1 protein-coding gene is annotated in these 17,155 nt (G+C 70.7%); it reads right to left on the bottom strand.

Features of this window, described 5'->3' with window-relative positions; all coding sequences use genetic code 11:
• Positions 1–2: 2 nt before the first annotated feature.
• Positions 3–17,039 carry a hypothetical protein gene (locus ACFXOM_RS28405; protein WP_385039999.1) on the bottom strand — a complete coding sequence of 5,679 codons (17,037 nt, stop codon included), beginning with the start codon at positions 17,037–17,039 and terminating at the stop codon, positions 3–5.
• Positions 17,040–17,155: the final 116 nt, after the last annotated feature.

The raw sequence follows: 17,155 nt of genomic DNA, 5'->3' as shown, positions 1-17,155 counted from the left end.
CCTCATCGGGTGGCGAGCAGGCCCAGGAGGAACGCCCGAAGGTCGTCATCCAGGTACCAGTCGCCGTTGAACATCGACTGAACGGATCGGGCGAGGGTGTCACCGGTGTCCGGTTGCGTCTGCTGGCGGCGCAGGATGCGGCTGAGGGTGCTGCGTCGCATGCGACGGGCGCCCGGCCGGCCGGTGTGGGTCTGGTTGAACCAGAACGCGCGCTGGGCGGCGTCCAGGTCTCCCAGGTGCTGGGCAAGGTGCTGCGCCAGGGCGTGCCCGGCAGTGCCCAGCCCGTCGTCGGCGAGATCGGCAACGGTGACCCGCTGCCCGTCGGGCTCGTAGCGGCCCTCGTCGCCGTCCACGGCCGTCACGCGGCGCGCGGCCGGGGCGTTGAGCCACGCCCGAGGCACGAGGCGCTGCACGCCCCGTACGGCCCGCTCGGCGTCCGGCGTGGAGTCCGGTCCGAAGACGATGCCGGCGTTCCCCTCGGGGCCCATGTCGCGGATCTCGGCGAGGGTCGCCGCGACCGCGTCCGGGACCGCCGCGGCGTATTGGGCCCGCAGGTCCGCCCACTCTCGGCGCGCGGCCGCGGCTTCGGCCCGAGCCGCAGTGATCTCGACCTCGAGGTCGGGGTCATCGGGCAGGGTGCCGCCCGTACGCGCTGCCTGGAGGTTGACGAGGCGGCGTTCGGTGAGCGCCACGTAGTCGTCCGCGCGCTGCAGTGTGCCGTGAGGGTCGCCGCCGAAGTCGTCGCCGAGAGCGTCGGCCAGACGGCGGGTCACGTCCTGGTCGACGTCGCCGCCGGCCGCCCGCAGTGCTGCCAGGTGGCGGAGCGCGGTCAGGCCGGGGCCACCGTCCGCGGCCTGGTCCGGCGCCCACTGAGTGCGGTCGCTGCGGCCCGGCAGTCGCCCGGCGGCAAGCTGGGCCCACGTCGTGGGCTTCCACCACGTGACACGGCGCTGAGCCTGGCCGAAGCGACCGGCCTCCGGCATCAGACCGGCCCAGTGGGAGATCCGGGCCGTCAGGGACTCGCCGTCGGCTCCAGGCAGGTTGAGGGCACGGTGCAGGCGGGCCAGGCGCCGGGACTCCGGCCACTCCCGTACACGACGGACGAGGCGGCCGAGGAAGGCACGCAGGCGACGAAGGCGCTCGCGTGCACCGCGGTACTTCTCGGCGATCTTCCGGGCTGCTGCCCGCACAAGTTCTGCGAAGCGCCTGGCGAGACGGACGAGTGCGGCCACGATGTGGGCGAGCAGACCCGGCTGGCGGCCGGCCTGCGGGGACACGGCCGTGACTCGGCGGGCGATCTGCCGGGCTGTGGCCTGTCGGGAGCCGTTCATCTGCTGAGCGAGGACGCGGGCGATACGGTCGGCGTCGCCCGGGTCCACGCCCGCGGCCTGGAGCTGCTGCATGATCGCGTTCACGGCGTCGTCGACGTGCCCGGCGACGGTGCGGGCGACGTCTGCATCGCCGTCGTTGTCGGGCCCGTTGGGGGTGCCTCCCATCTGGTCGGGGATGAGGCTGAGGAGGTCGCGAGCCCGCGCGGCAAGGTCCTCGTTGCTCTCGTCGGGCAGCGGCTCCAGATCGTTGATGGTGCGCAGGGCGGCACGCACCGTCGCGGTGTGCGCCCTCTGCCGTGCCCGCTTGAGGGCCTGCAGCGCTGCGGACCGGTCGCGGCCGGTGATGCCCGCGGCGTCCAACGCGGCCACGGCGTCCTGGCGAGCGGCCTGACGTGCATCGCGCAGGGCCTCGGCAGTGAGGCGCTGGGCGATCTGCTCACGAAGCGCGTGGATGTCGCCGGGCGGTTCGGTGCCCGCAATCGCAGCGTCGATGATGCGCGCGGCGACCGCTCGGGGGTGGTCGGCGACGATCCGGTCGGCGTCGGACTGCGGGGTCGGGTTGGGGTCCCGCGGAGCAGCCGAGGGCGGCAGGCCCGGGGTCGACGCAGCCGGGGCGCTCGGGACGAGGGCGGTGTCGTCCGGCCCGCCCTCGCCGTCCGACTGGGGCTCACCGAGCTGCCACAGCGGCATCGCGCCGTGGACGACACGGCGGCGTGTACGGCCGTCCTCACCTTCCAGGAGGAGGCTGCGCGTACCGCCGGGGCCGTCCTCGACTCCTCGGACGCGGTAGACGCTCACGCCGTTGCCCTGGTTGTCGGGGATGGCGATCGTGTCGTCTTCCGCGACCTGGGCGGCGTTCGACGTCCGCGGCCGGTTGAGTTCGGGCGGAGGGGTCCGGCCGATGGCCCGGTCCAGGTGGTTGGCGGCGCGCAGGGCGGCGCGGCCCTCCGGGGTCGAGGGGTCGGCAGAATCGCGGAGTTGCGCGGCGAGTGCGGCCGCCTGCTCCGGGGTGACGGGCAGGTCGGCCGTGATGCGTACGGCGGCCTGCTGGGCGTCGGGGTCGTCGTCCGGACCGTCGGCAAGGTCACCGATGACGTCTCGGTCGCCCATCGTGAGGTCGGGGTCGACGGTCGGGCCGGTGACGGGCTCGACGCGGTGCGGCGGCTCGTGCACGGTCAGGTCGTCCGGGGTGTCCGGGGCGTCGTCCGGCCCGAGTTCGGGCGGGGTGCCGTCGGCGCCCTGGGCCCGGGGGATGACCTGGGAGGCGTCCACATCGATCTGGCCGATCTCGCCCGTGGTGGTGTCGGCGAAGTCGATGGTGACGCGGTCACCGTCGCGGTTGATGCCGGTGACCGCCACGGTGGTGGGCGTGCCGTCGAGGTCCAGGACCACGACGTCGTCCTCCTTGAGGTCCGCGGCCGCCGGGTCGTCGATGCCTGTGACGGGATCGGTGCCAGGGGCGTCGTCGCGCACTTCGCCGGCGACGCGGAGGTCTCCGGCGCTCCGCGTGATGGTGCCTTCGGCGGTGGTGATGGTGACGCGGTCGCCGTTGACCTCGTCGACGGGTCCGAGGAGCGCGCCCTCGGTGTCGGTCACGATGTGCCGCGGGGTGACGCGCTGCCCGGACGAGGTCCAGCCGTCGGGGCGGTCGCCACCGGTCACGGTGAGGGTGTTCGGCGACAGGCCGTCGGCGGTGTCGTCGTTGTCCCAGCGCACCGACACCGTGGTGTTGGTGGCGCCCGTGACGGTGCCCTCACGGGTACGTAGCCCGTCAACACCGGTGACCGTGCTGCCCGGGAACAAGCCCCGGCCGTTCCGGTCCGCGGGGACCCGGTCCGGCAGGCTGCCCGCCTGAACGGCGCTCTGGGCGCCGCTGGCCGGAGAGCCAGGCACCACGTCGTCGGGCGCCTCTGCCCGCGCTGCGGTGGCGTTCAGCGGCGTGAAGACGTTGCCGCGCTTGCCGGTGCCGTCCGGGTTCTCCGTGACGTACGTGCGCAACATCCGCTCCGTGCGGCCGTTGCGAGTGACCTCCACGTCGACGGGCCCGGTGAAGACGTAGCCGGACCGCGTGATGGCGCGGCCGTTCCTGGTGCGGCCGTCCATACGGACCATGTCGCCCGGCACCAGGTCGCGGACACGTGCCCAGTGCGCGGGCTGACCGCCCACGGGCTCGGGTTCACTCTGCAGCTCGTCGGCTGGCGCCGAGGGTACGGCGGGCTCCGGCTCCGCGGGGGCGCGGTCCGGGGCGGGCTGCCGGCGCACGGGCGGCGTTGCGGTGCCCGGCGTCTCCGTCTGGGGGGTGTCCGCGCGGGACGAACGGTCGTCGCGGCCGTCGCCCGTGCTGGACACCTCGTCGGGCCGCGGGCGGCGGCGGACGACACCCAGGTTCGGGAACGCCGCATCGATCTCGGTGTGGTCCCCGTACTGGTTGGTCCAGGAGCCTTCGGCCGGGAACCGGTAGAGCTGCGGATTCCCGAAGGCGGAGAACTGCGAGCGGTATCGGAAGGGCTCTCCCTCGCCGGTCACCGTGGCGTGCACGGTGCCCACGTACTCGTCCTGCGGCCGCGTGTTCTGCCCGCGGCTCGTGGCCACGGGGAAGCTGATCTCGTCACCGGGGCGGATGTCCGTCAGATCGACGGGGATCGAGTAGCCGGCCTCCTCCTCGCGGGTGTTCCAGTCGGCTTCCTGCTGGCTCCACGTCCGGTGGTGCAATGCCTGACCGCGGTCGCTGTTCCACTGCTCGTAGAGTTCGTTGAAGCCGTACAGGCGTTCCGTGATCTCGTCGAACAGCCGGTTGCCGTCGGTGGTCCGGAACGCGCGGGCGCGCTCGGCGACGTCGGGGGCATCCCACGGGAACGGGTTGCCGTCCGCTTCCTTGATGCCGTCGAGGACGCTGGCGTACTGGCGGGCCCTCTCGGCACTGTGGAAGCCGCTGCGGAACAGGGGCTGCAGGCTGCCCGGGAGGGCCACGTCGAACCGCTGCCCGCTGCCGCTGCCGGCGCGACCGGCCTCGTTGCCGTAGATGAGCAGTCGGCCGCCGTCGGAGAGCTGGGTGCTCTCGGCGTCGGCGATCTTCGCGCGTTCCTCGGCTGAGGGCACGTCTCCACGCTGGTCCTCGGGCACCTCGTCGAGCTGTCCGCTGCGGATGTGATCCCGAAGGCCGGCCTCGTCCGCGAAGCGCGGCGTGGCCGGGTCGTACGGCTCCGTCTCCGGGGTGGTGGGCTCCGTGGTCTGCCCGGCTTCCGCCTGGCGGCGCTGCTCCTCCTCGAACTGCTGCCGGTCTCGGCGGTCGTTGTCCCGGTAGTTCTGCCGGAACTGGTTGTACGTGATGCGGCCGCCGTTGGCCTTGTACCAGTCCTTCAGTTCCTCGCTGGCGTACTCCTCCCAGCGGCCGAACTTGGCGAGTTCACCGCCGGAGAACAGGTCTCGTTCGTTGATGCCGCTGCCGTACTTGTACTTCCGGGCGTAGAAGTAGCCGTTCGTGGCGGCGATTGCGGCCTGGTAGCGGGCCTCGTCGAAGTCGGCGAACTCCGCGCGGATGATGTCCTCGCGGGTGCGGCGCACGCGCGGGACGTCGGCGCCCCCAAAGCCGAGGGCTTCGTCGACGGCCTTCGCGCGGCGCTCGGCCTCTTCGGCGTCGGCCGGTGGGGTGTCCGGCAGCACGTCACGAACGCGCTGGTCGGTGTAGCCGTCGCGGCGGTCCATCTCCGCCATGAGGCGCATCTGGTCTTCGTCGCTGAGGTCGTTGTTCCACGCGTCGACCAGCTCGTCGTCGTCCAGGCCGGTGAAGTCGTCCGGCAGCTCCCTGCGTTCCGGCGTCGGCTCCTCGGCGGCCGCGGCCCGCTGCTGCTCGAAGTCGTCGAGGACGGCCTGGAGCACCTGCTGCAGGTTGCGGCCCTCACCGTCGCGCCACTGCCGGACGGTGCTCGGGCCCCATGCCTGCTGCCAGTCGAAGGGCTGCCCGTCGCGACCGGTGATCTGCTCGAAGCGCCCTGAGAGCGCGCGGGCCTCTTCGGGGTCGTCGGTCGTCAGGGTCAGTCCGGTCAGGTTGGCGCCGTTGCGGGCCTGGGCGAAGCGCCACAAGGTGGTGCCGTCTTCCTGCTGTTCGGGCCACGTCACCAGGCCTCCGCCCGGGGACAGGGCCAAGCCGTCCCGGTCGGCCGCCTGTGCCAGGGCCGCACGCCGCTGCGGAGTGTCCTCGGCAGGGGTGAGCCCATCGCCGTTCTTCCAGGCGCGGCGCAGCGAATCGACGTCGCGGTGCCGCACCGGGGTCCGCCCGGGGCCGCGCGTACCGGGGCCGTCTCCACCGTCCCCGTTGCCGTCGGCGCCTCCGGCGTCCGGCGTGTTGAGGTCGGGCAAATTCAGGTGCGGCAGGCCGGGCCCGCCGGGACCACCAGGTCCGCCGTTGCCGCCACCACCGTTGCGGCGACGCCTACGGCGACGACGGCGGTTGCGGTCGTCCTGGTCGTCGTCTTCCTCGGCCTCCGGTTCGTCCTGCTCGTCGTCGGAGTTGTCGGGCGCATCGTCGGGGTTGCCGTCGTTGTCCTCGTCGTCGGTGGGAGCGTCCGGGGTACCGGCGCCGCCTCCGTCGGGGGCGCCGTCCGGGTCGGCGGCGTCGCTGTCCGCCTCCCCGTTCCGACGCTGCTGGCGTTCCTCGTCGGCCTGGTCCTCCTCGGAGTCCTGGTTCGTAGCGTCGGAGGCTTCGCTGTCGTCCTCGTTGCGGTCGTTGTCGTCGCCGCGGCGATCATCCTCGTCCTCACCCCTGGCGATGCGGGCGGCCTGCCGGAACAGGTCCGCGGCGCGCTCTCCGTCGGGGCCTCCCAGCTCGTACATCTCCGCGAGGTCATCAAGCCGGTCGGCGGCGGAACGCAGCTCAGCGTCCGGGTCGTCGGAGTCCTCGGCCCTGCCCAACGCGTCACGGACCTCGCCGACCTCGGGCAGCTCATCACCGCCTGCCCCGTCGGTGGCCTGGTCGATGAGGCCAGCCATGCGGTCGGCACGGTCCTTGGTGCTACTGCGGTCGCTGTCGGGGGTCGCTTCCGGCTCGTCGACGTCCGGCTCGGAGGTCTCTGGTTCGTCGACGTCTGGGGCGTTGTCGGCATCGTCGTTGGTGGACCGCTGCTCGGTCTCGTTGTCGGGGATCTCCTCGTCCGGGTAGCGCAGGCGCACCTGGGCGTCGGCGTTGTAGAAGCGCTCCTCGCCGTCGTCGGTGACGAGTCGGGTCCGGCCGCGAGGCGTCTTGACCGGCGGCTCGGACACAGTGTGCGTGCGGCCGTCTGCGTCGGTATACCGGTCGCCCTGCTTCAGGTCGGCGGGGTTGCGCATGCGCGCCGGGCGCAGGCCCTCGGTGCTGCGGCCCTCGGCGTCGGCGATCATGTCCGGCGTGCCGAAGAGGTCGTCGGGCTGGTCCTCGGGGTTGTCGACGTCGGCGGCGCTGCTCGGCTGCTGGGTGGTGGGCTGGTCGACGTCGAAGAGTCCTCCGGGCTCCTCGGTCGTCCGCTTCGGCTTGGGCTCCTGCTTCGGGGCCCGGCCGGCACGTCGTGCCTCCTCCGCCTCCAGGACCTGCAGGCGGGTGCGGTCCGCGCCGGACAGCTCATCCGCCATCTCCCGGCCCATCAGGTCGACGATCTCGTCGCGGATCTCGCCATCGTCCATCGAGGACGGAGCCTTGGACCCCTCGGGCCGCACAGCGTCGAGCTGGTCGGATACCTCGTCCGGAGTCAGGGTGACGGTGTCGCTGGCCTCCGCGTCCTCGCCGGTGCTCTGGTCCTGGCCGTCCTCGTCGTCCGGCTCAGCCGTGCTGGGGACGTCGGTCGGCGGCTCGTCGCTGCCGCCGTCGTTCGTGCCGTCGGAGTCCGGGGTGTTGTTCTCGTCGGTGTCCGCGGCGGCCGCGGCCTCCCGCTCGGCGCGACGGCGCTGCAGGTCGGCGTCTGCCTCCTCGATGCGCTTGGCGTACGCCTTGTAGGCCCGGACCTCGCTGGGGTCGGACTCAAGGCCTTCGCCACCCTCGAGCGTCCATGCCCACTGGAGGAGGGCACGGTGTACCTCGATCGGGCCGGTCACCTGGAGTGTGCCGCGGCGGCCGGGCGTGGCCTCCTTGAGGGCCTTCCGGGTGTCGGGGTCCTCCATGGCGGCGGTCTCGTCGACGTTGAGGAAGTCGGCGAGCGCGGCCGGCATGGTCAGCGTGACGAAGTCCTCGGGCTTGTCCCACGCGTACCGCAGGGGCTCGTCCGGCTCATCCGTGGCGGTCGTGTCGGCGTCCGGCCGGATGCTGGCGAGGGTGTTGGTCACCTCGTCCTGGGAGAGGCGAACGACGTCGTCCTGGTCCTGGCCCTCGTTCTGGGCGTCGGTGTCATCCGCGGCTGGCGTGTCGGCCGGCGGCTCGTCACTGCTGCCCACGCCAGTGGTGTCCGGTGTCTCCGTCTCATCGGCGTCCGGCTCGTCGACGTCGGTGTCCGTGGAACTGCGGTCGCTGCTCTCCGGGGCGTCCGTCTGCGGGGTGGTGCTGGGCTCCGGGCTGAGGCGGGCGAGGGCTTCGCGCACCTCGTCCTCGGAGAGGCGGACCGTATCGTCCTGCTCCGGTGCCGGGTTCTCTTCGTCCCAGCGGTGCAGGCTCGCGACGGCCTCGTCGACAGCGGCCTGCAGCGGCTCGCGTTCCTCGCGCCGCGCCTTGGCGATCTTCTCGCGGTCGTCCTTGTTCTTGTACCGCTCCTTGTCGAGTTCGTCGGGGTCGATCTCCGGCTTCGAGTCCAAGTTGGTGACGCGGGCGACGATCTCCTCGAGCAGGTTCGACCGCTTGCGAGCGTGGTCGATCTGCGGGGTGAGGTCCGCGGCGGCGTGCGCGGACTGGAGCAGGGCTATCTGCTCGTCCAGTTCCGGCACCTTGGCCCGGTCCGACTCCTGCAACGCGGACGCCTTGTCGAGGGCGTTGCCGAGGCGGGTGATCATGCCCGATCCGGCGCCCTTCTTCTGCAGGTCCTCCACGGTCCGCTCGAAGTCGGAGTGCCGCAGGTCGGGGAAGCCGACGTGCGCGACGAGCTTGCCGTCCGCTGTCTTCTCGGTACGGACGCCGAAGTCCAGACCGCGGAACTGGCCAAGGATGTGCCAGTCGCTCAGGCCCTCTCGGTTGTGCTCCAGGAGGCGGGAAGTGATCTGCCGGTGCAGGGCCTTGCCGGCGTCGGAGCGCTCGCCGTACGGGGAACCGCCGATGGTCATGCGGAACCGGTCGTCGGCCTCCTGGATACGGGGCAGCGCCTGCTCGCGGCGCTGGATGCCGTCGCGGGTGGCCTGGGATTCCTGGCGCAGCGCATCGAGGGCTTCGGCGCGGCGGATACGCTCAGCGGCCTCGTTGTGCTGGTCGATCTCCAGGTCCTTGAGACGGCGCTTCGCCTTCATGAGCTGGCTCATGTAGGGGTTGCCGCCGATCTCGGCTTCCATCGTCTCGTAGTCGAACTCGGCGCCGTCGATCTCCTGGACGACGTCGCTGGAGTCGCCGTCTTCCGGCTCCGGCCGCTGAATGTCAATCAGGCCCTCGGCCTTGGCGGCGACAAATCCGGCCTTCCAACCGTCCATGGAGCCCTTGGTCGCGTAGATGTCGATCTCGACTTCGGGGTTCAGGTTGCCGTAGCGCAGGATGCGGCCGTTGCGCTGCTCCATCTGCGCGGCGCCCCAGTCGAGGTCGACGTGCGAGAGGGAGATCATGCGGTCCTGGGCGTTCATGCCCGTACCCGCGACAGCGCTGGAGCCGATGAGGACCGCGATTTCGCCCTCGCGGGCCTTCCGGAACAGCTCCGTCATGTCCTCGGGCTTGCCGGACTTCTTGGCGTCCTGGACAAAGGCGATCTTGTCCGCGGGGATGCCCCCCGCGACCATGAGCCGCTTGAGCTCGGCGTAGGCGTCGAAGTTGCCCTTGTTCTTGCCTCCCGGGACACCTTCGTTCAGGAAGATCATCTGGAGGGCGCCCGGTACCGGGTGATTGACGAGGCTGTCGAGGGCGACCGGAAAGACCCGGTCCTTGTGCTGGAAGTAGCGCTCAATGTGCCGGTCCGCGACGGCCTTGAGCTTGTTGCCGGCCGGAGCCTTGGCGTCGATGAGCCGCGGGTCCAGGGCCACGCTCGTGCCCTCGTTGGACACCGCGAGCATGTTGTCCTGGTGGCGGTCGACCTCGCCGTTGTGGATCGCGCGGCCGCGGGCGACGAGCCCCTTGAGACGCTTCTTCTGGTCGGCCGTCGCGTCGACCATGATCAGGTTCGGCTTGCCGCCCTTGAGCTTCGGACGGGGAATGCCGACGTCGTCACCGCGCTTGGTGTCCGCGACCAGGCCCCACATGGTCTTCATGGCGCGCTTGTTGTGGAACTCGGAGAACCGCTCCACGACACGCAGGCCGGAGCCGTCTGGGGCGTTCTCGATGCGCAGGGTCTTGCGGCCGAAGGTGTTGGCCCACAAGTCGGGGGCGCCCGCCTTGTAGGCGTCCAGCACCCACGGTGCCGCGAACATCAGCATGGTGAACTGCTCGCTGATGCTGTTCGACAGCGGCGTACCGGTGGCGAGCGTGATCGTGGCTCGGCCCTGACGGCGGCGGTGCAGGTCGCTCGTCTTCTGGTGCAGGTCGACGCCGCGGATAGACGCCTTATCGCCGCCACCCTCCTTGGAGCGGAAGCCGACGCCCTTGTACCGGTGTGCCTCGTCGACGACGAAGTAGTCGAACCCGAGGTCGTCCCAGTACGTCTCACCCGGTCGCCGCATCGGGGCGGCGTTCTTGTTGATGTTCTTGCTGACCGTCGCGATGCGCTGCTCGATCTTCGCGACGATGAAAGGGTGGTTCGGGTTGTCGGCGTCCTCGTACTGGCGGTCAAGCTGCTCGCGCAGCGCCTCCAGCTCCCGGAACTCGTACTCGTCCTGAGCCTCCGGGCTCATCTTGATCGAGCCGAACGCCTCTTCAGTGAAGATGACCAGGTCCGGCCTATTGGCACGCAGCCACTCCAGCGTGCTGCCGCGCCGGTCGCCGGCCAGGTCCGCCGAGGTGATCAGGTGGATGTCGGCGTTCGGATACAGGAACCGGGCCTCGTTGTACCACTGGCGTGCGAGGTGGTTCGGCACCACGGCCATGGGCTTTTCGATCTGCCCGGACGCCTTGAGGGCCTGGGTGCCCATGACGAGCGTGGACGTCTTGCCGAGGCCCACCTCGTGGGCGAGGATCACGCCCCGCTCGAACTGCATCCGGGCCGCGCCGGAGCGCTGCCAGGGGTGAGGGTTCCGATCGGGGGTGAAGCCCTCGAGCGTGGGCGACATGCCCTCGTACGAACGGACGATGTGCCCGTTCATGATGCGGTTGTACGAGTCGGTGAGGACGCTCAGCCGCTCGGCGTTCGCCGTGGCGTACTTGGCGAACTCGGCCCGCATCTGGTCGGCCTTCTGCCGGATCAGACGTGAGGTCGCCTCGTCGACTTCCTTGCGCTTGTCGTCCTCGTAGACGGTCAGCGAGCCGAAGCCGAGGATCGCGCGGGCGATCTCCACGGCGTTCTTGCCCTTGTTGCCCTTGATGCCGTTATCCGGGTCGGGCTCGACGGCCGGGACGCCGTACATGACGTTGTTGGCCTCGGGCACGCGGCCGGTGTTGAGAATCCAGCCGTACCGGTCGTCATGTGCGACGCGGAGTGTGCGGTCGCCCAGGTACTCGCGCAGGAAGCCCTGCAGAAGCTCCGGGGGCGTCCAGTGGGCGCCCATCTCCGGGGTGAACTGACCGATGGTGCGGTCCGGCGGCTGAACGGCCTCCAGCGCAGCCACGTTGACCGCGTACGCCGGGTCGCGCTCGGCGGCCTTGCGGGCGGCGTCGAGCTTGTCGCGGACAGCGCCGGACAGGTAGGCGCCGGCCAGTTCGAGGCGGCCGGTCTCCGGGTCGGTGAAGACCTCGTCACCGAGGCGCTTCACCGCCTCCTGCGGGGTGACGTCGAGGAGACGGGCGATCTCGCCGAGGTCCACTTCGCCCTTGGCAGCAACGACCGCGGCCAGGGCCGCCTTCGGGTCGTTGGTCGAGGAGAGCGGCTGTCGACGGGCTGCGGCACGCTCGGTGAAGACGCGGGAGAGGACGGGCTCACCCCTGTTGGCGTCCCACCGTTCCAGAGCGAGGACCGCCGCGGCGTCCGGGTCGGCCCGGAAGTAGCCCCAGGCCGTCGGGCGGCCGCCCTGGGTGCGGTGCTGGCCCGGCTTGGCCAGGGGGCCGTACTCGGCGACGTAGGCGGCGTGCAGGTCGCGGAGTTGAGCACGCAGAGCCTCGGCGCGCTCCTCCTCGTCGTTCTTCCGGTCCAGTTCGCGCAGTTCGGCGGCGACGTCGCGGAGCTGCATGAGGGCGCGAAGCTGGGCGGTGTTACCGTCGGCGGGCTCCAGCAGGACCGGTTCGGCACCGTTGACGTGCTGGTAGAACTGGCCGTCGTCGCCCTCGTACAGGCGGCCGGTCCAGTCGTTCGCGTGCTTCTCCCGGGCCGTCTGGAGCTGTACCGGAGGCCGGTTGTCGCCGTCGGGGTGCGGCGCGTAGCCGCGGCCGTCGGCCTTCGCCTTGGTGGCGATGTCGTCGAGCGCGGCACGAAGCTGCTCGGCGGCCTTGGCCGGGTCACCCTTGACGGTCACCTCCGGCCCGTACGGGCCGGACTGCGTGGTCAGCGTGCCGAGGATGTGCTCGGGGTGTTCGTCGAAGTAGGCGTTGATGTGGTGCGCAGTGCCGTTGATGTCCCGCTCAGGGGCGTCCAGCCATGACGTGTCGGCCGGCTCGGTGCCGTCCTCGCGGCGGCGGAACACAAGGACGTCGGTGGTGACTCCGGTGCCAGCGTCGGTGAAGACGCCGGAGGGCAGGCGGACGGCGCCGACCAGGTCGCCGTACTTGGCCATCTGGCGGCGGGCCTTATCGCCCTTGGAGTCGAGGGTCTGGCGGGAGGTGATGACGGCGGTGAGGCCGCCGGGCCGGACTAGGGCGATCTCCTTGGTGACGAAGCCGTTGTGCAGGCTCTCTGCCGGGTACCGCTTGTCATCGAACGGGACCCGGGCAAAGGGAACGTTGCCGATCGCGGCGTCAAAAGTGCCCGGCCGGGCATCGGTCTCCGCGAAAGACTCGTTGAGAACGTTGGCGTGCGGGTAGATCGCCTGAGCGATCCGGGCCGTGGTCGGGTCCAGTTCGACGCCGGTCAGGCGGGCGCCGTTCGGAGCGACGCCGAAGAACGTGCCCGCGCCGGAGCCGGCTTCAAGGACGTCGCCGCGCTCGAAGCCGAACGCCCGAAGGCCTTCCCACATCGCCTCCGCGATGGGCTGCGGCGTGTAGTGCATGGACAGCACGCCGCGGGATGCCTGCCGGAACTCCACAGGCGTGAGCACGCGCTGCAGCTCGCTGCGAATGTCGCTGTACTCGGACCACCGCTCGTGGTCCTTGGCGAACTTGCCGTACCGGGTGCCGCCCTGCTGGTAGCGGGGCTCCTTCTCGTTCGGCTCGTTGGCGAAGAGGATCGGTACCGAGCCCCAGCCGGACCAGCGGGCGAGGATGCGGCGCTCCTCGTCGGTGGCCGGCCGGTTCTCGGCTTCCAGCTTCTTGAGGACGCGGATGGCCTCGACGTTGGCCGTCGCACGCGCGCGGGCGCCCTTGGGCGCGTCGGCCGGGTCAGGCCGGAACCGCGCTACGCGTCGTACATCAGGTCCCTGATCTCCTGCAGGTGCTGCTCCATCGGCGTCTGCTCCGGCGCCTTCTCCGCCTCGGGCTCCGGCTCCGGCAGAAGCTCCGCCAGGACCATCGCTGTTGCGTCCGCCCTGATCTGCTTGTGCCGGCCGACCTGCTCCTCGTAGTCCGTCGGCTCCGGAACGGTCTTCTCCAGCGCCTCCTCGGCCTTCAGAATCTGACTCTCGATCTCCCTGGCCTTCGTCTCCACGAACGCCTCCGGATCGGTCATCGCCGCCCACTCCTTGGGCCGGTACGCCCGCCAGTGATCCCGGACCGTCGGACTGAACATGTTCGTCATCGTCGCCTCCCAGCGCTGCACGGAGCGCGGCCTGCTGTGCCTCGATCTCCTCGCGGGAGATGACCTTTCGGTCGTCGTCCCCGCCATTCTTGCGGACTGACTCGCGCAGCGCCTCGATGCCGTGCAGAGCCACGTTGATGGATGCGAGCCGGTTCTTGGCCTTCTGCCGGTCGGAACTGTCAGCGTCCCGGTCCGTGGCCCGCACGGACATGTCCCGGGAAAGCTCCTCCGTCACCCGGTTCAGCTCGGCGAGGAGGCCCTCGGGCACGGACAGGTTCCGGCCCTTGATGTGGTGGCCCTTCTTGTTGCTGGGCACCAGGGGGTTCACGCCGTCGTCCCAGCCGTACCGGACCTGGAACAGGCTGTAGAGGTACTGCCGTTCCTCGCTGGCGTCGGCGAGACGGTCGCGAAGACGCTCGTTCTGGTACAGCTCAACGAACATCTTGGGCACGAACACGCGGCGCTTGGTGCCCCAGGTCCGCTCACCGCGGGTGTCGGGGTCGTTGTCGTACGCCTGGACCATCGCGGCGAGAGCTGCGGCGCGGGAGGGGTAGGCGGTGTCTGAGTGTCCCCAACTGTGCTTGCCCCAGGTCCACCCGATCTGACGGGTCGTGTGCCCGTGCGTCTGGTCCCGGTAGTCGACGTAGCCGTAGCCGCTTCCGCCGCCGATGCTGATCATGCCGTTGTCGTCGGGGTTGTCGACGCGGGCGACGAGCTGCTCGACCTCCGGCGTGGCGCTGCGGCGGTTCTGCTCGGCCTCCAGCGCGGCCATGCGTTCCTTGCGGGCCGCCTTGACGTCGTCGGTCCCGGTGTACGAGGAGCGGGTGCGGCGAAGCTCGGTGTACTCCGCCTTCAGGTCCTCATCGCTCAGGTTCTCGGGGGCGTCCCGGTCGGTGATGGCCCGTTTCTCGCGGTCGCGGCGCTCCCGCTTGACGTCCTCCATGCGGCCCTCGAGGACCTGCTGTGCCTCCGGAGGGGCCTTCCGGAAGTCACGCCGGAGCAAGTCGTTGTACTCCTGCGACAGTTCCTCGTCGGTGAGGTCGGCGACCGGCGGCCGGTCGGCGATCTTCTGGGCATGGCGGCTCTGCTGCTCACCGACGATGGCGTCGTGCCGGTTCTGCAGGGCCTGGCGCATGGTGCGCTCGGCCTCGGGGTCGTCGCCGGCTGCCTGGTGCATGCGGACGCGTTCGGCGATGGTTTCGCGGGCCTTGGCCAGGTCGTCCTCGGCGGCCGTGGTCAGGTCGGTGTCGTCGTCGACGAGGGCCTGCGAGCGGCGGCGACGCTCGCTGTAGATGGCACGCTCGACGTCGTTGGCATCCTGGCCCTTGCGGGCGCCGTACATGCCGCGTTCTTCCTGCGACTCCCGGACGCGGTGGGCGATGTCGTCGTCACTGAGCGACGTGACGTCCTGCAGGGCAGCCTCGTCGCGCTTCTCCCGGCGGCGCGTCAGCTCAGCGTCGATGAGGTCGTGCTCGGCCCGTGCTCGGTCCTTGGCGGTTCTGGAGCGGCCGCTGTACATAGACGCGAACCGGACGTTCTTCATCTGTTCGAGGCGGACGTCGTCGGCCTCGGCGATCGTCTTGCGCAGGGCCTCGGTCTCGTCGACGGCGTTAGCCGGAGCGTTGGGGCTGCCCGCGGCGGTCTCGTCGGTGACGTGGATGCTGCGGCCCTGGCGGACGAGATTGCCCAGAACCTCGGCGATCCGCTCGTCGCGGGTGGCGTCGCCCATGTTGGCCTGGGTCTGCCATGCGCCCACGGGGCCCATGGTCGGGGCCCATTTCACGGCCTTGACTTTGCCGACGGCGGAGTAGTCCCGTTCGTCGCCCTTGATGGTGCCGCGGAATACCATGACCCGCTTGGCTGGCTGACCCTGCTTACCCGGCTTCATCACCCACGCCGCGGTGATCCGATCGCGCTGGTTGGGGTTCTGCGCGGCGAGATGTACGCGGGCCATGACTGCAGCACCTGACTTCGGGTACTGCGGGATGGGGATGACGACGCCGTTGATCTTGGCCTTCGGCGGGTAGCCGCGCTCGCTGGTCGCGGCGATCTGTCCGTCGGGGCCGTACAGGGTGATTGATCCGCCGTCGTTGACGTAGTGGTAGCCGTCGACGCCGTCGACGGGTTCAGCACCCTCGGGGATGGCCGGGGCCGGTGCGGGTTCTGCCTCGGGCTGTGCAGGGGCGCCGGTCTCGTCCTGGGCCTGCGGTGCGTCCGGCGCTGGTGCGTTCTGTCCGGCCGGGGCGTCTCCGCCGCGCTCCCTCTGCCACTTGGCGAGAGCCTCGTCGACGACCTCGCTGAAGGACCGGTTGTCCTCGGAGCGCCACCGGCTGACAGCACCGCGGGACATGTCCAGCGGCTCGCCATTCTCGCCCTTGATGCCGGAGGCGACGAGGAAGCGGCCGAAGCCCTGCGCCTCCTCCTGCGACTCGAAGCGGGGGTGCAGGGTCTGCCCGCGCAGGGTGTAGCCGCTACCGGTGGCGACGAGGAGCCAGTCGCCGTTTTCGTCTCGTCGAGTGACGAGCTGCCCACGACCTACGAGCTTGAGCCGGTCGTCGTTGATCAGGGTGTCCAGAATCCGCACGACGTTCTGCGTCGCGGGGCCGTCCTGACTCAGGCGCGTACGCAGGTCAGTCCAGTGCGCGCGGACGTCCTGCAGGGTGGTGAAGCGCCGTCCGTCCGCGGCAGTGGAGGAGGGGGCCTGTGCGGGCTTCGGGGAGGCTGCGGCGGTGTCCGTGCCGTCGAACTCCTTACGGGCCCGCTGGATAGCGCCCTGGATGTTCTCGCCCTTGGTGGAGCGCCAGTCGCGGGCTTCCCGGTCCAGTTGCGGGTCGGAGAAGTCGAACGGCTGCTGGAACTTGGTGAGCTGACCGTTGACGGCGGTCTTGTCGAGGTGTTCGGCGAACCGCGCGGCGTCCTGGGCAGTGTCGAAGTCACCGGCGGCATCGACGCGCTGTCCGGTGCCGGTTGCCGTGAGGTAGAAGCGGCCGTTCCTCTCGTCGCGGAGGATCGCGAGGCGGCCGGACGGGGTGGTCTGCAGGTCGTCGTCGTGGGCCACCGAGCGCAGGAACGTGGCCATGTCGGGGCTCGTGCCGGGCTGCTCGGCGAACTGCGTGAAGTGGCGGCGTACGGCGGCGGTGTCCTTGTGCCGGGCCCCGGCGGCGTGCTGCCGGTTCGGCAGGGCATCGACGTTGACCGGATGGGCGCCGTCCTCGGGCTCGTCCTGGTCGTCATCGTCGTCCGGGCCGTCGCCGTCGTCGTCGCCGATCGGGCGGCCCTTGTCGTCCTGGTCGTGCGGCTCGTTCGGGGTGCTGGGGTCGCCGTCGTCGTCGCGGGCAACGCCGTTGCCGCGGCGCGGGTCCTGGGTGCGCCGCTCGTCCTCTTCGGCGACCTTCTCTTCGTCGTCGGTGGGCGCGCTGCCGTCGGGGCGCGCGACCATGCTGACCCACTTGGCACTGGTGGTGTGCCGGCGGCCCTTGAATTCGTCCGGGCCGGTCTGGTCCTGGACGAGGATGCGGTCGTGCGGGAGCGCGCGGATGACGCGCGCGAGCTTGCCGCCCCAGGTCCTCACCACGCCGCCGGTCTCGATGAAGCGGCCCTTGCTGTCCCGGGGGTGCAGGGCAGGGTTCCACGGCCGGCGCGTGACCTTGACCTCGAGGTCGCGACTCAGGTCCTGCGACTCAGCCTGTGCAGTGGGGCGATTCAGCATGGCGCGGACCATGCACATTGCAGGTGGTTAGCGTCGCGTGCTGCAAAGGGGGTCTACGCCGTCACGGAAGCGGGTACGGTCTGGGCATCGTCACGGCGGGGGGACTCGGCATGGCT

This window comes from Streptomyces sp. NPDC059169 (genome assembly GCF_042755225.1).
In the GTDB taxonomy this organism is placed as follows: Bacteria; Actinomycetota; Actinomycetes; order Streptomycetales; family Streptomycetaceae; genus Streptomyces.
This window is presented reverse-complemented; position numbering and strand designations above follow the sequence as displayed.

What these genes read in the sequence shown, in the direction of transcription:
- ACFXOM_RS28405 (WP_385039999.1), bottom strand. Translation starts at nt 17,039, where the DNA reads ATGCTGAATCGCCCCACTGCACAGGCTGAGTCGCAGGACCTGAGTCGC.